General features: G+C 66.2%; 17 protein-coding genes, 1 tRNA gene and 1 pseudogene. 9 read left to right on the forward strand and 10 right to left on the reverse strand.

All coding sequences use genetic code 11. From position 1 onward, the window contains the following. Positions 1 to 218 precede the first annotated feature (218 nt). Positions 219 to 1,907: an alkaline phosphatase D family protein gene (locus Q2T94_RS06390; protein WP_302263296.1), complete on the forward strand. Its 1,689-nt coding sequence runs from the start codon at positions 219 to 221 to the stop codon at positions 1,905 to 1,907. Between the two features lie 186 nt (positions 1,908 to 2,093). On the opposite strand, the gene Q2T94_RS06395 is transcribed toward Q2T94_RS06390, so the two are convergent. Continuing rightward, positions 2,094 to 5,348: an HAD-IA family hydrolase gene (locus Q2T94_RS06395; RefSeq protein ID WP_302263297.1), complete on the reverse strand. Its 3,255-nt coding sequence runs from the start codon at positions 5,346 to 5,348 to the stop codon at positions 2,094 to 2,096. 605 nt (positions 5,349 to 5,953) lie between these two features. Between Q2T94_RS06395 and Q2T94_RS06400 the strand changes: the two genes are divergently transcribed. The 4 genes from Q2T94_RS06400 (at position 5,954) to Q2T94_RS06415 (ending at position 10,602) form a co-directional block, all read left to right on the forward strand. Beyond that, a complete protein-coding gene (locus Q2T94_RS06400) occupies positions 5,954 to 7,291 on the forward strand; it encodes an ABC transporter substrate-binding protein (protein ID WP_302263298.1) in 1,338 nt (445 codons plus the stop codon). Between the two features lie 149 nt (positions 7,292 to 7,440). Beyond that, positions 7,441 to 8,574 (forward strand): carbohydrate ABC transporter permease, encoded by a 1,134-nt coding sequence (locus tag Q2T94_RS06405; RefSeq protein WP_264271012.1) that lies wholly within the window; start codon positions 7,441 to 7,443, stop codon positions 8,572 to 8,574. Then, positions 8,574 to 9,527 carry a carbohydrate ABC transporter permease gene (locus Q2T94_RS06410; protein WP_264271013.1) on the forward strand — a complete coding sequence of 318 codons (954 nt, stop codon included), beginning with the start codon at positions 8,574 to 8,576 and terminating at the stop codon, positions 9,525 to 9,527. The genes Q2T94_RS06405 and Q2T94_RS06410 overlap by 1 nt, the downstream gene beginning before the upstream one ends. 82 nt (positions 9,528 to 9,609) lie before the next feature. Next, positions 9,610 to 10,602 (forward strand): hypothetical protein, encoded by a 993-nt coding sequence (locus tag Q2T94_RS06415; protein WP_302263299.1) that lies wholly within the window; start codon positions 9,610 to 9,612, stop codon positions 10,600 to 10,602. A gap of 26 nt (positions 10,603 to 10,628) precedes the next feature. On the opposite strand, the gene Q2T94_RS06420 is transcribed toward Q2T94_RS06415, so the two are convergent. The 6 genes from Q2T94_RS06420 to Q2T94_RS06445 form a co-directional block, all read right to left on the reverse strand. Continuing rightward, positions 10,629 to 11,468 (reverse strand): glycerophosphodiester phosphodiesterase family protein, encoded by an 840-nt coding sequence (locus Q2T94_RS06420; RefSeq protein ID WP_302263300.1) that lies wholly within the window; start codon positions 11,466 to 11,468, stop codon positions 10,629 to 10,631. Between the two features lie 74 nt (positions 11,469 to 11,542). Continuing rightward, on the reverse strand, positions 11,543 to 12,367 hold the full coding sequence (locus Q2T94_RS06425; RefSeq protein ID WP_302263376.1) for an HAD family hydrolase: 825 nt from the start codon (positions 12,365 to 12,367) through the stop codon (positions 11,543 to 11,545). A gap of 21 nt (positions 12,368 to 12,388) precedes the next feature. Further along, positions 12,389 to 13,300, reverse strand: a complete 912-nt coding sequence (locus tag Q2T94_RS06430) for a carbohydrate kinase family protein (protein WP_264271017.1) — start codon at positions 13,298 to 13,300, stop codon at positions 12,389 to 12,391. A gap of 10 nt (positions 13,301 to 13,310) precedes the next feature. After that, positions 13,311 to 14,183 (reverse strand): alpha/beta hydrolase family protein, encoded by an 873-nt coding sequence (locus tag Q2T94_RS06435; RefSeq protein WP_302263301.1) that lies wholly within the window; start codon positions 14,181 to 14,183, stop codon positions 13,311 to 13,313. After that, positions 14,183 to 14,992, reverse strand: a complete 810-nt coding sequence (locus Q2T94_RS06440) for an enoyl-CoA hydratase/isomerase family protein (protein WP_302263302.1) — start codon at positions 14,990 to 14,992, stop codon at positions 14,183 to 14,185. Before Q2T94_RS06440 ends, Q2T94_RS06435 begins: the two co-directional genes overlap by 1 nt. 127 nt (positions 14,993 to 15,119) lie before the next feature. Continuing rightward, positions 15,120 to 15,884, reverse strand: a complete 765-nt coding sequence (locus tag Q2T94_RS06445; RefSeq protein ID WP_302263303.1) for a substrate-binding domain-containing protein — start codon at positions 15,882 to 15,884, stop codon at positions 15,120 to 15,122. A 29-nt stretch (positions 15,885 to 15,913) separates the two neighbouring features. Here Q2T94_RS06445 and Q2T94_RS06450 point away from each other — a divergent pair, with 29 nt between their 5' ends. Continuing rightward, positions 15,914 to 16,300 (forward strand): DUF5997 family protein, encoded by a 387-nt coding sequence (locus tag Q2T94_RS06450; protein ID WP_302263304.1) that lies wholly within the window; start codon positions 15,914 to 15,916, stop codon positions 16,298 to 16,300. A 24-nt stretch (positions 16,301 to 16,324) separates the two neighbouring features. Here the strand turns inward: Q2T94_RS06450 and Q2T94_RS06455 are convergent, their stop codons facing one another. After that, positions 16,325 to 16,756, reverse strand: coding sequence for a universal stress protein (locus tag Q2T94_RS06455; RefSeq protein WP_264271022.1), 432 nt, complete (start codon positions 16,754 to 16,756; stop codon positions 16,325 to 16,327). Positions 16,757 to 16,817: 61 nt separating this feature from the next. Continuing rightward, a complete protein-coding gene (locus tag Q2T94_RS06460; RefSeq protein WP_264271023.1) occupies positions 16,818 to 17,516 on the reverse strand; it encodes a dienelactone hydrolase family protein in 699 nt (232 codons plus the stop codon). Between the two features lie 267 nt (positions 17,517 to 17,783). On the opposite strand from Q2T94_RS06460, the pseudogene aqpZ reads away from it, so the two are divergent. After that, a pseudogene (gene aqpZ, locus Q2T94_RS06465) lies at positions 17,784 to 18,602 on the forward strand (aquaporin Z). 249 nt (positions 18,603 to 18,851) lie between these two features. On the opposite strand, the gene Q2T94_RS06470 reads toward aqpZ, so the two are convergent. Beyond that, a tRNA-Leu gene (locus Q2T94_RS06470) sits at positions 18,852 to 18,935 on the reverse strand. 282 nt (positions 18,936 to 19,217) lie between these two features. Here Q2T94_RS06470 and Q2T94_RS06475 point away from each other — a divergent pair. Together Q2T94_RS06475 and Q2T94_RS06480 are read left to right on the forward strand one after the other, a co-directional pair. Continuing rightward, on the forward strand, positions 19,218 to 19,964 hold the full coding sequence (locus Q2T94_RS06475; protein WP_302263305.1) for an FHA domain-containing protein: 747 nt from the start codon (positions 19,218 to 19,220) through the stop codon (positions 19,962 to 19,964). Further along, on the forward strand, positions 19,961 to 20,443 hold the full coding sequence (locus Q2T94_RS06480; RefSeq protein WP_264271026.1) for an FHA domain-containing protein FhaB/FipA: 483 nt from the start codon (positions 19,961 to 19,963) through the stop codon (positions 20,441 to 20,443). The genes Q2T94_RS06475 and Q2T94_RS06480 overlap by 4 nt, the downstream gene beginning before the upstream one ends. Positions 20,444 to 20,445 lie beyond the last annotated feature (2 nt).

A 20,445-nucleotide genomic window follows, 5' to 3' on the forward strand; every position in this document is an offset into this window, starting at 1 on the left:
CGAATCCCAAGGACCAGTGCGGCGGAAGGCTGCCTCCATCCTCGGGGCTGAAGCCGGGCGCCGTAGGTCGATGCGTCCGGTGGCCGGCTGCCCGGGCATGGACCAGGTGGCGGCACGGCGCCATCCCCGAACCCTGGCTCCTGGGCGCATGGCACCCCGAGCCCGCGACCGGCCGCGATCCGTACCCATGGGCGCGACGATGGGGTTGAATGGACAAGGTGACTTCATCCACCGGATCCTTCGTGCCATCCCAGTCGACAGCTACGGCGCTTCCGCGCCGTCAAGTGCTTCGGTCAACCGGCATTATTGCCGCTGCCGCCACCCTCACAGGTATTTTTTCCACCGCTCTGCCGGCGCATGGCGCCACTGGCCACTTCCAGCACGGGATTGCCTCGGGCGATCCCTATCCGGAGTCGGTGCTGCTGTGGACGCGGCTGACCCCGGAGACAGTCGCGACGCCCGGCTCGGGACTCGGCGGCGATGCCCGGATCCGCTGGGAAGTAGCCCCCGATCCGGATTTCAGGCGGGTGGTGGCAGGCGGATGGGCGCAGACGGGTGCCTGGCGGGACCACACCCTCAAGGTGGTGGCCGCCGGGCTGTCGCCGGGTACGACGTATTGGTATCGGTTCAAGTTCGGCCAGGAGTATTCCCCGGTGGGCCGGACACGCACTGCTCCGGCGGCCGGTGCGGCCGTGGACCGGTTGCGGATGGGCGTGGTCTCATGCGCCAATTACCAGGCCGGCCACTTCGCCGCCTACCGGCACCTGGCCGACCGCGGCGACCTGGACCTGGTGCTCCATCTGGGCGATTACGTCTACGAGTACGCACCCGGCGAGTACCAGGCGCGTGACATCGTTGTTCGTCCCCACGATCCGGCCGTGGAGATGACCACGTTGGAGCATTACCGTCGGCGCCACGCCCAGTACAAGACGGACCCTGAATTGCAGGCACTGCATGCCGCCGCGCCGTTCGTGGTGACCTGGGACGACCATGAATTCGCCGACGATGCGTTCTCCTGCGGCGCCGCGAACCACACCGAGGGTGCCGAAGGAAGCTGGGCAACGCGTTCGGGGCACGCCAGGCAGGCTTACGCGGAGTGGATGCCGGTTCGCTACGAAACCGACGGGCAGCTATACCGCAGGCTGGAGTTCGGGTCGTTGGCGAGCCTATCGATGCTGGACCTGCGCTCTTACCGGAGCAGGCAGGTCGACAGCCAGGCAGAGCCCGCCATCGACGATCCCGACCGGACCATGACGGGCACGGAGCAGATTCACTGGCTGCTGGCCGGGCTCGGCAATGACACGCAGCAGTGGAAGCTGGTGGGCAACCCGGTCATGATGACCCCGGTTCGGATCCCTTCCACGCTGAACGCGCAGGAGCTGCATGCCTTGGGCGAACTGATGGGGGACGGCAATATCGACGGCGTTCCCTACAACGTGGACCAATGGGACGGCTATGTCGCCGACCGGAACCGGGTCCTGGGGCATCTGCGGGACAACGCCGTGACAGACACCGTTTTCCTGACCGGTGACATCCACTCGGGCTGGGCCTGCGATCTTCCGGCCGACCCGCTGACCTACCCGCTCACCGGCCGTTCCCTCGGCACGGAACTGGTCTGCACGTCGGTCACCAGCGACAACATGGACGACATCCTCCGGGTTCCGGAGCGCACCGCCTCCCTGTCCGTCGAATCCGCCATCAGGGCGCTGAACCCGCACATCAAGTACCTGGATTTTGATTCGCACGGATTCTCGGTACTCGAGGTGACGCCGGCCGAAGTTCGGATGGACTGGTATCGATTGGCAGACCGTACGGACGCCGCGTCGCCGGCGCAGCGGACGGCGTCCTGGACAGTGGCTGCCGGTACACAGAAAGTCCGCCGCACAGGGGAAGGAATCCTTGGATGAGCCCGGCGCGGCCCTCGCGGCAGCAGCGGAAAGGCAGGGGCCCGGGAATTCCGCGCCCAACGCCCGGCTAGAGCGCGCAACCCCCCCAATCCGCACCAAAAAAAGACCGGACGGGGCACCCTTTCATGGGGGTTCCCCGTCCGTTCTTTCATGCCGCCATTGGGTCGCGGCCGGATCGCGGGGCCGTTATCCGATGATGCTGATCGGCGGTTCGTTCTCCAGCTCCTCCTCGCGCGTGAGCTTCTTCATGTTGGAGGTCAGCGGGGAGCCGTCCTCGCGCTGCAGCGCAAAGACCGCGTCGATGGACGGCTCGCCCTCGAGCACCGGCCCCTGGCCGTCCAGGGCGACAGACACCTCCGGATTGCCCGGGGACACCGTGTATTGCACCCCGCGCACCCTGAACGAGGCCTCGTCCGCGCCTTCGCGCAACGACGCGGTCAGGGACCGCGCCTCGAGCCGGAAGTGCACGGAGGAGTCGTTGCGGCGCAATGAGAACTCCAGCTCGTCCCACTCCGCGGGCAGCCGCGGGTCGAAGAGCCACTCCCCGGTGTCGTCGCGCAACCCGGCAAAACCGTAGACCAGTGCCGCCCACACCCCGCCGGTGGAGGCCACGTGCACCCCGTCGGCCGCATTGCCGTGCAGGTTCAGCAGATCCACGTTCAGCGCGTGCTCGAAGTAGTCGTAGGCCAGGTCCTGATAGCCGACCTCCGCGGCGAGGATCGCCTGCACCGTGGCCGAGAGCGTCGAGTCCCCTGTGGTCAGCGGATCGTAGTAGTCGAAGTCGGCACGTTTCTGCTCCGGCGTGAAGTCCGAGGAACGCAGCCACAGGGCCAGCACCGTGTCCGCCTGCTTGAGCACCTGGAAGCGGTAGATCACCAGCGGGTGGAAGTGCAGCAGCAGCGGGCGGTGCTCCGGGCCGGTGCCCGGCACGTCCCATACCTCCCGGTTCAGGAACCCTGCGTCCTGCGGGTGGATCCCCACCTTCTCGGAGAACGGGATGTGCATGGCCAGCGCGGCGTCGGACCAGTCACGGACTTCCCGCCGACCGATGTCCAGCTCCTCGACGATGCGCGCATGCTCTTCGGGGAATTCCTCCTTCAGGTAGCCCATGAGGTTCACCGCGTAGTTCAGGTTGAAGCGCGCCATCACGTTGGTGAAGGTGTTGTCGTTGACCACCGCGGTGTACTCGTCCGGACCCGTCACCCCGTGGATGTGGAAGCTGCGCCCGGTCTTGGTCTCGCGCCAAAACCCCAGCGAATTCCACAGCCTGGCGGTCTCCACCACGATTTCCGCCCCGCCGCCCAGCAGCAGCCCGGTGTCCCCGCTGGCGCCCACATAGCGGGCCAGGGAATACACCACGTCCGCGTTGATGTGATACTGCGCGGTGCCTGCCGGGTAGTAGGCGCTGGCCTCCTCGCCGTTGATGGTGCGCCACGGGAAGAGGATGCCGTGTTCGTTCAGCGTCGCCGCGCGGCGCCTGGCCGCGGGGATCATCGACACCCGCGCGCGCAGCGCATTGCGCGCCCACTGCGGGTTGGTATAGGTCAGGAACGGCAGCACGTAGATCTCGGTGTCCCAGAAGTAGTGGCCGGAATAGCCGTTGCCCGAGACCCCCTTGGCGGAGATCCCCAGCCCGTCGGCGCGGGCGGAGGCCTGCGCCAGGGCGTAGAGGTTCCAGCGGATCGAGCGTTGCAGCAGCGGGTGGGAGCGCACCCGCACGTCGGCGTGCTTCCAGAAATCGGTGAGGAATTCGCGCTGTGCCCAGAACAGCGCGTCGGCTCCGCGCGGGACCAGGTGGTTCAGCGCGCGCACGCAACGGTTGACCATCTCCTGCGTGTCGTGCCGCCGCGAGGAGTGGAAGGAGGCGAACTTGTCGATGTGCAGGGCCTCGTCCTTCTCCAGGTAGGCCGAGACGGTGTGCTCGACGCGATCGGGCAGGACGGAGGAGCGCTCGTCGAAGTCGCGGGTGTCCCCGGCGATGCGGGTGACATGCGAGATCGCGGCGGCCACCGACATGTGCGAACCGCGCACGTAGTAGCTCAGCGCGCAGATCCCGTCCTGTTCGTAGGTGCCCCCCGGCAGCATCGATTCCTCGCCGCTGCCGGCCGACTTGCGCGGGTCGAAGGGCACCTCGCCGGCGTCCGACTCGGCGGCGGTGGGCACGGGCCTGGCGCGCGGCTGGCCAATCAGCGCCGACTGCACGAAGACGTGCGCAGGGGCGTCAAGCAACCTCACGGTGACCCGGAACAGGGCCAGGTGCCGTTCGGAGAAGGAGACCATGGACCGGGTGCGCACCATCACGCGGTGGCCCTCGGCGGTCCGCCAGAGGGTGTCGGAAATCAGCGTCCCGTCCTTGAAGTCCAGCCGCAGCTCGTCCTTGAGGATCTCGGTGCGCCCGATCTCCAGTGCCTCGTCGTTGATGTAGACGCGCACGGTCCGGGCATCGGGTGCCGGGACCATGGTCTGTCCGGCTTCCGCGAGCCCGAAGGCCGATTCGGCGTGGCGGATCTTCCAGGTCTCGTGCAGCCCGTTGATGAACATCCCGTCGGTGCATTCGCCGATGCCCAGCGAATCGCCGCGCATTCCCAGGAAACCGTTGCCCAGGGAGAAAATCGTCTGCTCCACCGAGGGGTCGATGGGGCGCGGGTGCACCCGGGTGTAGGACCAGGTGTCCAGTTCCCAGTCGTCGCGTGCCTGCTGGTTGACCAGGTCGTCAAGGTCGGTCACCACGATGTCTGCCCCGGCCGCCCGCAGTGCCGCTTCCGGCTGGTCCCGGGCCACTCCCACCACCAGCCCGAAGCCGCCCGAAACCGCCGCCTGGACCCCGGAGATCGCGTCCTCGATGACGATGCATTCGTTGACCGACCAGCCGAGGTCGCTGGCCGCGGCCAGGAAGGTGTCGGGGGCGGGTTTGCCCGGCAGGTTGCGCGCGGCGGCCTGGTGGCCACCGATCACCACGCTGAATTCACCGCGCAGCCCGGCGGCCTCCAGGACTTCCTCTGCATTGCGGGAGGAGGAGACGACGGCCACCTCGAGCCCTGCCTGCTGGATTTGCCGCAGGTAGGCCAGGGACCCCGGGTAGGGCTCGATCCCCGCTTCGTGCAGGATCGCGCGGAAGACCACATTTTTTCGGTTGCCCAGGGCGCACACGCTGTTGGTCCCGGCGGCATCGGTGTCCTGGCCCCACGGCAGTTCGATGCCGCGGTCGGCCAGCACCGCCGCGACGCCCTCGTACCGGGGCCGCCCGTCGACCAGGGCGAAGTAGTCCGCCTCGGTGTAGGGTCCCTGAACCCCGGCCTCGGCGAAGAAGCCGTCGAAGAGTTGTTGCCAAGCCTCGCGGTGGACCTCGGCGGTGGGGGTCAGCACACCGTCCAGGTCAAAGAGCACGGCCTTGAAATCCCGGCGCCGATAGGCGGCGCCGGTGGCGAGGGCTTCACGCATGGTGTTGAATTCCCTTCTCTGTCTCGTGGCGGCTTCCGGACCCCGGCGCGTGCTGGGGCGATCGGTTGCGGCGCCGCCACAACGGCTATTCCCGCGGCCGCGGATAGGGGGGGCGTATGTGCTCCCCCCGGTTCGCGCCGACGGGCCTTACACGCTCCAGCCTAGTCACCGATCAACTCGCGCGTGAAGCGCGCGGGACAATAAGACGGTTTCGCACGTGCCTGCGCGACGCCGGGCAAAGATCACCCCCCGCGGCGGAGGCGGCCGCGTTGGCCGTCGTCTGGCGGGACAAAGAGGAAACAAACCCGATGGTTCGGTATTCGTGCCCAAAACTTCAAGTCAATTCGCAATTGTTACCCAGCTTTTATGGTCCCAACCCTTGAAAACCATCTACCGGCTCTACAAGATGAGCAGTAGAAGAGCCTCGAGAACTTCACCATCCAGGGGCGCTTCACCTTCATGGGGGACTTCACGGTGATCCTGCCGGGGGGACGTCCGTCCCCGCCTGCCGGTGCTGCCGCGGAGGCAGGGGCCGGCGGATCGTACTCTTCCCCCGTCCCAAATGTACCGGGCGGCAACTGCCACCCGACCGAGCAGGAGGAATGATGAAAACATTACGACGGGGAAAGGCGTACGCCTCCGTGGCGGCTCTCGGCGTAGCCGCATTGGTTCTCACCAGTTGCGGTGGCGGCCCGGGAGCCCCGGAAACCAGTCCGGCGAGCACCAGCGGAGCCACTGCCACCGGCAAGTCGGAGGTCACCCTCTACGGCACCATCGCCGATGCGGAGGCCAAGCTGCTCGAGGAATCCTGGGCCGACTGGTCGAAGGAGAACAACATCACGATCAAGTATGAATCCTCCAAGGAGTTCGAAACGCAGATCGCCGTCCGCGCCCAGGGCGGCAACGCCCCGGACCTGGCCATCTTCCCCCAGCCGGGGCTGCTGGGCGACCTGGCCACCCGCGGATTCCTCAAGCCCGCTTCCGAAGGGGTCAAGGCGAATGTCGCCTCCGGTTGGTCCGAGGACTGGGCCAAGTACGGCACCGTCGACGGGACCTTGTATGGGGCGCCGCTCATGGCAAGCGTCAAGGGCTGGGTCTGGTATTCGCCGGCCGAGTTCAAAGAAAACGGCTGGGAAGTCCCCACCACCTGGCAGGGTTTGCTGGACTTGACCGCGCAGATCGAGCAGGACAAGGGGGAGGCTCCCTGGTGCGCCGGCTTCGGTTCAGGCGATGCCTCCGGCTGGCCGGGCACCGACTGGGTAGAAGACCTGGTGCTGCGCCAGTCCGGCAAGGACGTCTACGACCAATGGGTCGCCAACGAGGTCAAGTTCACCGATCCGCAGATCAAGTCGGCACTGGACGAGGTCGGCAAGATCCTTAAGGACCCGAAGTACGTCAACGCCGGCTACGGCGATATCACCTCCATCAATTCGACCGCCTTCGGCGACGTGGCCGACGTGATGGTCAACGGCGATTGCTCGCTGACCCACCAGGCGTCGTTCTTCAGTGGCTTCATCACCGATGCGGGCGGAAAAGTCGGACCGGATGCAGATGTGTGGGGCTTCGTCACCCCGTCCATGGACGGGGCCGGCAACTCGGTCACCGGCGGTGGCGAGATCGTCGGCGCGTTCAACGACGATCCCTCGGTCGTGAAGGTGCAGGAGTACCTCTCCAGCCCCGAATGGGCCAACTCCCGGGTGAAACTCGGCGGTGTGCTCAGTGCCAACAAGGGCCTGGATCCGGCCAATGCCTCGGATCCGCTGCTTGAGGAAGCGGTGAAGATCCTGCAGGATCCGGCAACGACGTTCCGCTTTGACGCCTCGGACCTCATGCCCGGCTCCGTGGGTGTCGGCACGTTCTTCAGGGGCATGGTCGACTGGATCAACGGCTCGGATTCCGAGACGGTGCTCAATCAAATCGAGAACGGCTGGCCCTCGAGCTAGCTGGCACGAGCGCCCGGTCAGGGACGGGTCCGACCCGACCCTGACCGGCGCCACCGCCACAAGCGTTTCCGTCCCGCTTCCCTGGCCGGGTTAGCCGCCCGGTGCGGCGGACCCGGCACCGGAACTTTTCCGAAAGGCGCAACCGGATCATGACAATGTTCCTGTTATGGCTCAGCACCCTGCCCACACTGGCGCAGATCCCCATCGTCATCGGGGTGTTCCTGGCCGTGGTGGTGCTACTGCTCTTCCTCATCGAGCTGGCGCCGCGACGCGGGCGCAAATACACCATCATCCGCGCAGTTGCCTGCGTCGTGTTCCCGCTGGCGATGGTCGCGATCCTGGATTCCTACACCTGGGCCATCATCGCCGCCGGCTTCCTGGGCCTGCTGCTGTTCTGGCTTGACCTTCGATCGCGGCACGGGGCCGGGTACGTCTTCGCACTCGTGGGGTTCCTCGCCCCAGCACTGATCCTGCTGGCTGCCGGGTTGGTCATTCCGACCATCCAGACCACCATCGCCTCGTTCATGAATTCCCGTGGCACCGAATTTGTGGGGCTGGAGAACTTCGCCTGGATCTTTACCCAGCCGTCGGGCGTCCGCACGGTGCTGAACACCGTGCTGTGGGTGTTGATCGCCCCGGTGGTCTCCACCATCGCCGGACTGGCCTACGCGGTATTCATCGACAAGTCCCGCGGCGAGAAGTTCTTTAAGGTCCTAGTGTTCATGCCGATGGCCATCTCGTTCGTCGGTGCCTCGATCATCTGGCGCTTTGTTTACACCGATCGGCCCGCCGACGCCGAACAGATCGGGCTGCTGAACCAGCTGATCGTCTGGGCGGGCGGGGAACCGGTCCGGTTCCTGCAAAACGAGCCATTCAACACCGTGGCACTGATCGTGGTGCTGATCTGGGTGCAAACCGGCTTCGCCATGGTGCTGCTGTCCGCGGCGATCAAGGGGGTGCCCGTCGAGCAACTGGAGGCTGCCGAGATCGACGGGGCCAGTGCGTGGCAGCGCTTCGCCAACGTCACGCTGCCAGGCATCCGTTCCACGCTCGTGGTCGTGCTGACCACGATCTCGATCGCCTCGCTGAAGGTCTTTGACATCGTGCGGACCATGACTGCCGGCGCAAACGACACCTCGGTGATCGCGAACGAAATGTACACCCAGTTCCGCAATTTCGAGGCCGGTCGCTCCGCGGCGTTCGCCGTCATCCTCTTCGTGATGGTGTTGCCCATCGTCATCTACAACGCCCGGCAGATCAAGATGCAAAGGGAGCTGCGCTGATGTCCACGCTTGCCAAGGCCACGCCCTTGACCCCCGAACCGGCCAACGGGACTTCCCGGCGCCTCCGAACCGCCTCCCTGGCCAAGTCCCGGCTGACGAATAAATGGGCCACGCTAGCGGCGCTGGTGATTGCCGCGCTGTGGACCATCCCTACCATCGGCCTGCTGGTCTCCTCCTTCCGGCCGGCACAGCTGGTGCGCACTACCGGTTGGTGGACGATCTTTGAAAACCCGGGTTTCACCACCCAGAACTACACCGACGTCCTGCAGGCCGGTAACTCGCAGCTGACCATGGCCGGGTCGTTCATCAACTCCATCGCGATCACCCTGCCGGCCACGGTGATCCCGCTGCTGCTGGCCACCATGGCCGCCTATGCGTTTGCCTGGATGCGCTTCCCCGGCAGGGACCTGCTCTTCATCCTGGTTTTCGCGCTGCAGATCGTGCCGATCCAGATGGCGTTGGTGCCGCTGCTGCGGCTGTTCGCGGCCGGGGAGCTCTTCGGTTACCCGGTCATCGGGGCGTTCGGCCAGGCCGGCTACGCGCAGGTGTGGATCGCGCACACGATCTTCGGGCTGCCGCTGGCGATCTTCCTGCTGCACAACTTCATTGCCGAGATCCCCAACGAGATCATCGAGGCGGCCCGGGTGGACGGAGCCAGCCACGGGCAGATCTTCTTCCGGATCGTGCTGCCGCTTTGTGCCCCGGCCATCGCCGCGTACTCGATCTTCCAGTTCCTCTGGGTCTGGAACGACCTGCTGGTCGCGTTGATCTTCGCGGACGGCCCCGTCGCACCGATCACCAAGCTGCTGGCGGAAATCACCGGGACCCGCGGGCAGGATTGGCACCTTCTCACCGCCGGGGCGTTCCTGGCAATCATCGTGCCGCTGACGGTGTTCTTCGCCCTGCAGCGCTACTTCGTCCGCGGCCTCATGGCGGGATCCGCCAAGGGCTAGGGGGCTGGTTCGACGGGCCAGCATTGGCCGGCCGCCTCGGCCTCACAGGAAAGCCGACGATTCACTGGCTAGGATAGTGGGCGTGGCTCAGTGGATTAAGAATTGGACGGATGGCGAATGGCGCACCGAGGTGCTCGCCTGGGTGGACATGGCCTGTGAGGCATATTCCCTCAAGCGCATAGGAGCACTTCAGGAAGCAACTTCGTCGCTCCGCGCCAAGTACCTGCGCGTTCCCACCGACTCCGGAATACTTTTCTTCAAGGCGGTGGCCCCCGGGCAGCTTTTTGAGCCGCCGGTCACCGCCGCTGCAGCCAACCTGGTCCCGGACCGGCTGGTCATGCCCCTGGCGATCGACCCTGAACGCGGCTGGATGCTCTCCCCCGACTACGGTGCAACGCTGGACGGGCTGGCCACCACCCCCGAGCTGTGGGTACGTGCGCTCGGTGCCCTGGGCGCGCTGCAGCGCGAGGTTGTCGATTCCGAGGAGGCACTCTTCGACGCGGGCCTGCAGATCCAGGATCCGGCGTGGCTTCCCGAGGAGTTCAACAACGCGCTCACCCTGCATGCTTCACTTCCCGCCGATCACCCGCTGGGCATTCCCGCCCGCGACGCCGACCACGCCTTCGGCGCCCTCAAGGACATCGAACTGGCCTGCGCGGAGCTGATCGCAGGGCCGATCCCCTTGAGCCTGGAGCACGGTTCCTTCGACCGCCGCCGGGTCTTTGCGCCCACCGACGACAAGAGCGCACCGCGGATCCTGAACCTGGGCGACGCACACTGGGCGCACCCCTTTGCCTCGCTGGCCCGGCCCCTTGAGCGGATGCGCATCGATTTCCGTGCCACGGCCGACGACCCGAGGATCCTTGCGGCCATCGGCGCGTACCTTTCCGCGTGGGACGACTACGGATCCCCCGACGAGCTCTACGAGCTGGTGGCCCCCGCCCTGCGGATTTCCCCGTTGCACACCCACGAGACCTGGCTGCAACTGCTGGCCGACGCCGACGAGCCGCAGCTGCGCCGCTGGGCGCCAAAGGTGCTGGAGCCACTGGCGTCCCTGGCGACAGCCACCACCTGAGTCCCCCGCCGGCACGCAGTGCACGTTCAGCCGGCGTGCCCGTTTTGCGGCCAGCAGCCGCGTTCGGCCATGACCCGGGCCAGGGTGTCGGCGCGATCGCTCATGAGCCCGTCGACACCCATTTCCAGCAGCCGGTGCATGTCCGACTCCCCGTTGACGACCCACACATGGACCTGCAGCCCGGCGGCGTGGGCCTTGGAGATGAACCTCGGCGTCACCACCCGGACGGGTCCGCGACGTTCGGGGACCTGCAGGGCCGCCAACTCCCGGAATGCCGCACGTGGCAGCCGCGGCGGGCCAAGCTTGGCCAACAGGACGGCCGCCGCGGTCCCCATCACGCCCGGGCTGGCGGCGACAGCCGGTCCGGGGAGCCCCTCGCGGGCGAGCAGGTGCTGGACTTTGCGCCGGCGCCGACCTCCGAAGGAGGCGACGAGCACCCTCGAGTGCGCGTCATGGCCGGCAATGGCATCGGCCAGTAGCGCGGCGGAGGCGGCATCTTTCACATCGACGTTGAAGTGCGCCTGCGGGAACGCCCGGAGCAGCTCGTCGAAGGTGGGAATCGGTTCGCCGGCAATCCGCAGTCCGGAAAGTTCGGCCATGGTGCAGTCGGCCAGCTTGCGCTTCTCCCCGGCAAGCCGGGCCAGATCCTCGTCGTGGAACACCACCAGCACCCCGTCCCTGGTGGCACGGACGTCGGTCTCCAGGTAGCCGAACCCCAGGTCGTGCGCCGCGGCAAAAGCCTTCAGCGTGTTTTCCGCCCCGTCGGGCGCGAAGCCGCGGTGGGAGAACGCCAGCGGTGAGCCGGCCATCGCGGAGCCGACGGTGTTCAGCAGGAAGGGTGCGGTGCCGACACGTGCGGAGTCCATCGCGTTCCCTTCATCGGTTCGGATCGAGGTGTTCGCCGCCGCCTGGCAGCGGCCGGGCCCGGGGCCCCCGTTTGCTAGCCCGGTTCCGGTACGTGGCCGTTGCGCGCAAGGATGCCCTCCAGGATGCAGGCGACCCCGTCGTCCTCCACCCCCGGCGCCCGGTAGGCGGCTGCGTCCAGCGCCGATGCGTGCCCGGAGGCCATCGCGTACCCGTGACCGGCCCAGGCCAGCATCTGCAGGTCGTTGGGCATGTCCCCGAACGCGACGACTTCCCCCGGGTCGATCCCCAGGCCCGCGGCGTATGCGGCCAGCGCCACCGACTTGTTGACATCCACGTGTGCCATTTCCAGCAGCGAGACATCGAACGCGGAGTGGGTCACCGAGACCAGGTGGTCAAGGTCCGCGGCAACGGCAGCCATGAAGTCGTCGGCATTCCGGGTGCGCGACTTGGCCAGGAACTTCACCACTCCCTCCTCGCGCAACGACTCCGAGCGCAGGTCAAGGGCGTCAAAGGTTTGAATCCGGGAGGTCTCGGCGCTGTCGGCGAAGCCGGAACCCAGGTGCAGGCCGCGGGTGGTTTCCGCGGCGAAGGTGGCGCTTGGTTCGGCGTGCAGGATGATCCGGCGGGTTTCGATGAGCAGCTCGGGCTCGATGGTTTCGGCGCTGAGCAGCCGCTCGGTCTCCAGGTCGTAGAGCACCGCTCCGTTGGAGCAGATCACGGTGCCCAGGTGGCCGAATGCCGCGCGGACCGGTTCGAGCCAGCGCACCGGCCGTCCGGTGACGAACACGATGTGCATGCCCGACTCGCGGGCGTGCTTGAAGGCCTCGATGGTGCGCGGGGAAATCGTCCCGTCCGCGCGAATAATGGTTCCGTCCAGGTCGCTGGCGACCAACCGCACATCCATGCCCGCTGCGCCCCGTTAGTGGATTTCGTTCCGGGTCGGCGGGTTGGCGCCGGGCCGCGAGACGGTGATGGCGGCGGCCCTGGCCGCGTAGTCAAGGACCTCGGTGAGCGTGGCGGTGTCCAGCTGGTGCAGGGCCTCGCGCCGCGCGCTGCCCAGCAGCCCGCGGACCTCAAGGGCGGAAATCATTGCCGAGATGAACGAATCCCCGGCGCCCACGGTGTCGGCGACATCGACAACCGGTGCCTTGGCGCTTGCGGTGCCGGCCTCGACCAGGCCCCACGGGCCTGCCGAACCGTAGGTGGCCACGATCATTGCCGGTCCGGAGGCCAGCCAGGCCGCCGCTGTCTCCTCCACGCTGCGGTGCGGGTAGAGCCATTCCAGGTCGGAGTCCGAGGCCCGCACCACGTCGGCAAGCGCCACGAAGCGCTCGACGTTCGCGACGGCCTGGCCGTGGTCGGTGATCAGCGAAGGCCGAATGTTGGGGTCGTAGGTGATGGTGGCGTGCGGTCGGGCCGCCTCGATGAGGCGCAGCACCTTGCCCGCGCCCGGTTCCACGAGCGTGGCCAGCGAACCGGTGTGAACCAACTGGGCGTCGGCCAGCGCAGGGGTGTCCGCGGGCAGCTCCGGCAGGTCCCAGTGCACGTCGAAGGTGTAGCTGGCGGCGCCCACGGGGTCCAGGATGCCGCGCGCGGTGGAGGTCGGGTGGTCGTCGGGTCCGCAGATGTGCCGCACGTTGTTCGATTCCAGCGCGTGCAGGATCTTCGCGCCGAATTCGTCGTCCCCCCAGCGTCCAATGAATGTCACGGGGTGCCCCAGCTTGGCCAGGCCCACCGCGACGTTTAGCGGGCTGCCGCCGACGAAGGTCCGTGGCGCGCTGATGCCGCCGGAAAGCACATCGACCAGGGCCTCGCCTATGACCGTCAGCACATCGGGCTCCTCATCGTTTTTCCGGGGGTGACGACTTCAATATACCGGTCGGTAGCCGGTGGAGAGGCAGTTTGTGAGGCTCCTCGCCCCGCGCAGCGCCGCCGCCGACTTCCAGCAGGGCCTCCACGGTGGCCTCCCAGGCGGGGTCGCCCGGGGAGATCAGCCCGTAGTGGTCCCCGTCGTACTCCCGGTAGTCGACGCGCGCCCCGGCAGCCAAGGCCCGGGAGGCGAAGGAGCGGGCCAGTTCCACCGGCACGTCGGCGTCCGTCCGGCCGTGCAGCATCACCAGAGGCACCGCGGGCAGGTCGCGGGCGGCGGGATCGGCAGCCAGCCAGGCCTCTGCGCCGGATTCCGGGGAACAGCCCATCAGCTCGCCCGCCGCGTCGTTGCCCAGGGACAGCCGATGGGCAAGGCCCAGGTCAAGCACCCCTGCCTGCGACACCACCCCGTCCAGGGACCTGCTGCCCTCCGGCAGCGCGCCGGGAGCACCGGCGGGCAGCAGGGAGCGGCCCGCGGCCCAGAGCGCCAGGTGCCCGCCGGCCGAATGCCCGATGCCGATCCGGGGGCCGTCCTCGATGCCCGCCTGGGCCAGCGCTGCACCCAGCGCGTCGATGCCGGCGGCGACGTCCATGAAGGTCTCCGGATAGCCGCCGTCTCCCCCGGCCATGCGGCGGTATTCAAGGTTCCATGCCACGATGCCGCGGGCGGCCAGGTCTGCCGCCAGCGGGCGGCCCAGTTCGGCGCCATAGGCCTGTCGCCAGAAGCCTCCGTGCACGATCACGGCAACCACGTCGTGCAGCCGGGTCTCCGGCAACCACAATTCGGCGTACTGGCTGGCGTGCCGCCCGTAGACGTGCAGCACCGGTTGTGCCGCGGGAGGCACTAGCGGCCCGGGAACTCGGGGGCCGACTTCGCCACGAAGGCGGCGCGTCCCACCACAGAGTCCTCGGTCTCGAAGGCCTTGACGAAGGAGCGGGCCTCGGCCTCGAGCCCGTCGACCACGTTCAGCCCGGCAATCTCGTTGAGCGCGTTCTTCACGTTGGCCACCGCGGTCGGGGCCTTGCCGGCGATCTCCGCGATGGTTTCCTCGGCGGCGGCAAGCAGCGCCGCGTTGTCCTCAAGCACCCGGTTCACCAGCCCGATGCGCAGTGCCTCGGCGGCCTTGATGCGGCGGCCGGTGTAGATCAGTTCACGGGCCATGCCGATGCCCACGCGCTGCTGCAGGCGCACGGATCCGCCGAAGCCCGGAACCAATCCGAGGTTGACCTCCGGCTGGCCGAAGCTGGCGTTCGCCGAGGCGTAGAGGAAATCGCAGGCCATGGCCAGCTCGCAGCCACCGCCCAGGGCGAAGCCGTTGACGGCGGCGATCACGGGTACCGGCAGCGCCTCCAGGCGCAACGTGACCTCGTGCATGCGCCGCCCGTAGGCCAAGGCGGCCTGAGGGTCCATGGCGTTCATCTCCACGATGTTGGCGCCGGCCACGAAGGACTTGTCCCCGGCGCCGGTAACGATGATGCCGCGCACGGGCCACCGTGCATCGGTGCCGATGTCGGCCAGTACCCCGGTCAGCGCATGCAGGTCCTCGACCACGGCGGCGGCCAGTGCATTCATCGAGGCCGGCTGGTTGATGGTCACGAGCAGGGCATTGCCGCGCTGCTCGACGAGCAATGTCTCGTAGGTCCCGAAATCCATGTGCACTCCCTTGTGATTGGCGTCTCGAAACCAGCGTCTCATGTTTGCCTCGGCACCGCCCCGTTGGCGCGCAGGTGAGACCGTGTTTAAGCCAGCACGACGGGCGGTTGCGGGACCGGGCGCCGGATCAGCGCTTGCGCCCCCGGGAGGCAGGCTTCGACCCGCGCTTGGCACCCGGGCGACCCGCGCGTGCGCCTGACTTCTTCTGGGCGTTCTTGGTGCTTTTCGCGTTTTTGGCGGCCTCGGAGTCGGCGGCCTGCCGCTTCTTGCGCGCCTCTGCAGCTTGCTCTTGCTGCTTCTGGGCCACCGATGCCTGCCGTGAGGAATTTTCCCCGCGGCCGCGCACCACCCCGATAAATTCCTCGATCACCGGGTCCGTGGGGTCGTCGCCCTCCGGGGCCAGCCAGGCGATGCCGATGGCGGTTTGCGGGACGCCGGACAGTTCCCGGTGCACGACGTCCTTGCGGCTGTGCAGTCGCGCCACGCCCAGGGGCAGGACCAGCAGGCCCGCCCCGGAGGAGCACACCTCCATGGCCATGGCCGTCCCGCCAACGGCTTCCGGGTAGTCGGCAAGGTCCAAGAAGTTCTCGTTTTGGATCTCGGCGAGGGGAACCACATCTTCATGCAGCTCAATGTCGTGGTCCTTTGGAGCACAGACGACTTGTTGCTCCTCATAGAGCGGTATCACGTGGATCGCGGGGGTCTTGGGCGAGGAGCCTGCGGCAAAGCGGACGAAGACGATGTCCGATTCGCCGTTCTGCAGGCGCGCCAAGATCTCCCCGCCGTCGTAGCGCAGGGCAAGCAAGGGGTTTTGTGGATAGCGTTCGTTCCACCGGCTCAGCCATTTGCCGGGCGTGACACCCGGTACATAGGCGATTTTTAGTCCTGTCACCACCCCAGCGTACCGGTACGCTTGTTCACATGAGCGAGAAAACCCCACAGAACATGAAGCCGGCGACTGCCGCAAAGAAATTGGGCATCTACCTGCCCGCAGCTCCGGCCGAGTTCCAGGAGGGTCCGGTGTCCCGGGCCGAGCTCGACGAATTGCTGGCGAACCCGCCTGAGTGGCTTGAGGAATTGCGGGCCAACGGCCCGCATCCGCGCCCGGTCGTGGCGCACAAGTTGAATGTCTCGATTTCCGGCCTGGCCCGGGCGGAAATCACCGAGGCGCTGACCACCAAGGAAATCGAGGCGTTGCTGGCTGATCGTCCGGAGTGGCTGCAGGAAGAGCGTGCCTCACTCGCCGCGGTGCGCGCCGAGGAAAAGCGCGTCCGTGATGCTGCGGCCGCCAAGGGCGACCGCAGCTAACCACGATTCACTATCGTGCGGTGACTACTTGACCGTCTTGACGATGTAGACATCGCATGGGGCTGCGTGTGCCACTGAGGTGGCCACGGAGCCAAGAACGCGCCCCAGGCCCTTCATGCCGACATTGCCGACAACGATCAACGTGGCGTTCAGGCGCTCGGCCTCGGCAACCAATACTTCCTGCGGCTTGCCGTGCGCCGCGGCTGCGGTGATCTTGGCGGTCGGCTCGGTGATGCGCAGGCCTGCAGCGCACTGCTCGGCGACCTTTCCGGCCTGCTCCGCGTCGTCAAGGATCCAGGTGTCGGTGCCGATCTTCACGACCTCGGTGTTGTCCGAAGTGTGGGCGGTCACGACGACGAGTTCCGCATCCATGCTGGTGGCGATGCGCGCCGCGCGTTCTGCTGCACGCTGTGCGGTTTCGCTGCCGTCAACACCGACGATGATGGTTTCTGCCATGTTCTGACGCTCCTTTAGGTGTGGCCACCTGCGGCGGCCGGGGTTTGTTGGGAAAAATTGGTTAGGAAATATGCTGCCGGAGGAAGTCCACCGACCGGTCCCATGCCAGGCGCGCGGCCTCGGGCCGGTAGTTGCCCGAAGGGTTTGCATCGTTGTGGAAGGCATGCGGGGCATCGTAGTAGTGGAACACGACCTCTGCACCGGATTCCTCGCGGATCTGGGCTTCCTGGGCATGCGCCTTCGCCACCGGGTAGGACGAGTCCTCATTGGCGTAGTGCCCCTGGACCTGGGCCCGCACCCCTGCATAGCTCTGTGGAACACCCTGTCCGACGCCATAGAAGGGGACGGCGGCGGAGATTTTCTTCCCCTGCTGGGCGGCAAGGGCCAGCACAAAACCGCCGCCCATGCAGAATCCGATGGTTCCCGCGGTCGAACTGGTGACGGCTTCGAGGCCAAGCAGGTAGTCGACGGCGCCCGCCAGCAGCTTCGCACCGAGTTCCTCGGGCAGGTTCGACATCATTTCCGCGGCCTCTGCCCCGTCGTGGGCGACCGATCCGCCGAAGAGATCCGGCGCAAGGGCAACGAAACCCTCGGCAGCCAGGCGGTCGGCCACGTCCCGGATGTGGTCAGTCAATCCCCACCATTCCTGGATGACGATAACGCCCGGGCCCTGGCCGGCTTCTGGCAACGCGAGATATCCGTGTGCACGCTGTCCCTCGGAGGGAAACGAAACGTTTTGGTGCGGTGTCTGGGACGCCATACTTCCGACTGCTCCTGTCCTACATGCTTCATTGCCGGCGGAAACGCCCGATCTTCTCCCAGTCTATGCACCGATATGGGGCTCCTCGCCAAGAATCGCCGGTAGTTTCCTCACATCGACGCCGGATCGACGAACGGCAAAACCGTGGAATCCAGATGAATTTCCCCTTTCTCGTGATGAATTTTCGCAGCGGGTGGTGATGTCGCCGCGTCTTGCGGAATACCGTGTACGTTGCATAGCCGTGCGTTTTCACGTGTGGAGCCAGATATGTCCCATCCCATGTCATCGCGTTTGACCGCCGAGTTTCTCGGCACCGGCGTACTCGTATTCGGAGGCTACGGCGCTGCCATATTCTCAGCCAAGGTCGTCGCCTCGAACACCATGAACATGGGAATCGGGTTCCTCGGGGTGGCGTTGGCCTTCAGCCTGACCGTTCTGGCCATGGTCTATGCGGTCGGCCACATCTCCGGTGGTCATTTCAACCCGGCAGTGACATTGGGTGCCGCATTGGCGGGTCGGGTCGAGTGGAAAGCAGTCCCCGCATACATGGTCACCCAGGTTGTCGGTGCGTCCGTCGCCGGCTTGGTCCTCTTTGCCATCGCCAGCGGTAAACATGGATTTGATCCAGTCTCCTCCGGCTTCGCCACCAACGGCTAGGCCGACCGCTTGCCCGACGGTTACAGCATGCTTGCGGCGTTGCTGGCGGAAATCATCCTGACCGCCGTGTTCCTCTATGTCATCCTCGGGTCCACCGGTGAGCGGGCGCCCCGGGGTCTTGCCGGCATTTCCATCGGTCTCACCCTGACGCTGATCCATCTGGTTTCCATTCCGATCACCAACACCTCCGTGAACCCGGCGCGTTCCCCGGGTGTGGCATGGTTTGCGGGACCGGACGCACTGGGGCAGGTATGGCGGTTCATCGCCGCACCGCTGATAGATGCAGCCATTGCCGGAATGACCTATCCCCTGCTGTTTGCTTCGCCGCTGATTGATGCGGCCCTGCAATCCGGGGAGGGCAAGCCGAATCCGACCCTCACGGAAGAAGCCACCAAGGCCGAGGCCATAGCGGGAAACGGCGCCAAGTAGTTCCCGCGTCCGCCGCCTGGTGCGGACAAATGGTTGCGGACCCGAGGAGCAGGGCCACCCCAAATCACAAAGGACCGGGATATTGGACCCCTCGTGCGGTATCCGCGTCCGCGCGGCGGACGGGAGCCGCCACAGCGCTAGACATGGTCGGCTAATTGGCCGACAACGGTGCCCATACAGCTTGCCTACTGGGCACCAACCAGAAACAAAACACCCCCCGGTCATCAGACCGGGGGGTGTTTCCATATGTGCGCGAAGGGGGACTTGAACCCCCACGCCCTTGCGAGCACTGGCACCTGAAGCCAGCGCGTCTACCAATTCCGCCATTCGCGCATATTCACTGCGTTTCAGTCATTGACTTCAACAGCGAGATCAATCATATACACAGGTTGCCCTGAACGACTAATCGAGGGCGCTTTTGTGATCAGTGCCACGCCCGGGCAACCAATGGCACCGGTCGTTCGTTGGGGAACAGGGGGCCGCTTTCAACACATTTCGCCCCAGATGATTTTCAAGCCAAGTAGTATCGAACAAGGCGCAAGGCATCCAGGCCCTGCGACGCAATGCCAATAACCGTGCCACGACACGAGTTAGAACCAGGAAGGGAGCGAAGCGATGGGCCTCATCGACAATGTTGAGCGCGGACTTGAAAAGCTTGTCACCAGCGTCTTCCGCGGCTCCGGCAGTTCCGAGGTCAAGCCCGTGGAAATCGCTTCACGTATGCGCAACCAGATGGATGCGAAGTCGCTGACCATTTCACAGGCGCGCACCCTGGTGCCGAACCTCTTCACCATTCGCCTCTCTGACGACGATTTTGCCAGGGCACGGGAATGGGGGGCGCCGTTGGCCAGGGAACTCTGCACGACAGCCCTGGATCACGCCAAGAGCCAGGGATACACACTGCAGGGCGCCGTCGAGGTCAACTTTCGCAAAGACAGCGAGCTCAAGCCTGGAGACTTCGAGATCGACTCGGTCTTTTCCGAAGACTCCGCCGCCGAGGTGCGCAACTCCCCCGCCGCTCCGCCGGCACCCGCCTCTCCACCGCGTGGGGTACCCAAGACGCAGCCGGTGCTTGACATTGCCGGCCAACGATACGCCTTGAACCATCCCAACATCGTCTTGGGCCGTTCCGCGGAGACCGACATCCCCATTGAGGATCCCGGAGTTTCCCGCCGGCACCTGAAGATCGAGCAGCGCGGCGCCGCGACGTGGGCCGTTGACTTGGGCTCCACCAACGGCAGCTTCGTCAACGGACAGAAGATCGTTGGTGAAACCGAGCTCCACGACGGCTCCAACATCGCCATGGGACAAACACGCATCATCTTCAGACTCCTCCCCCAATCTCAAGGAGACCGTGCGTGAACGACCTAGTGTTCACCGTGCTGCGGCTCGGATTTCTCATATTGCTCTGGCTGCTGGTCTTGAGCATCGTCGGCGCGCTTCGCCGCGACCTTGCCATTGGCGGAAGGGCAGGCGTCGGCAGCCCGTCGTCCCGGCAGATCCGCAAGGACCCCTCGTTGGCACCGCCACCGGAGGTCCCCGCCAAGCAGCAGGCCAAGACCTTGTCCATCCTCGAGGGACCCCTTACGGGCCTTCAGCACCAGCTCACGGCCAGCCCGATCCTGCTGGGTCGCGCCCAAGAAGCAACCATCGTGCTGGAAGACGACTATGCCTCCGGCCGCCACGCACGCCTGTTCCCCCAGGGGACCCGGTGGTTCATCGAAGATTTGGGTTCGACCAACGGAACGTTCCTGGGCGAGGCCCAGCTCACCCGCGCCCAGCCGGTTGAACTTGGCCAGAAGATCCGGATCGGCAAGACGGTCATGGAGTTGAGGCCCTAGAC

It is taken from the genome of Paeniglutamicibacter sulfureus, from assembly GCF_030512175.1.
Taxonomy (GTDB): Bacteria; Actinomycetota; Actinomycetes; order Actinomycetales; family Micrococcaceae; genus Paeniglutamicibacter; species Paeniglutamicibacter sulfureus.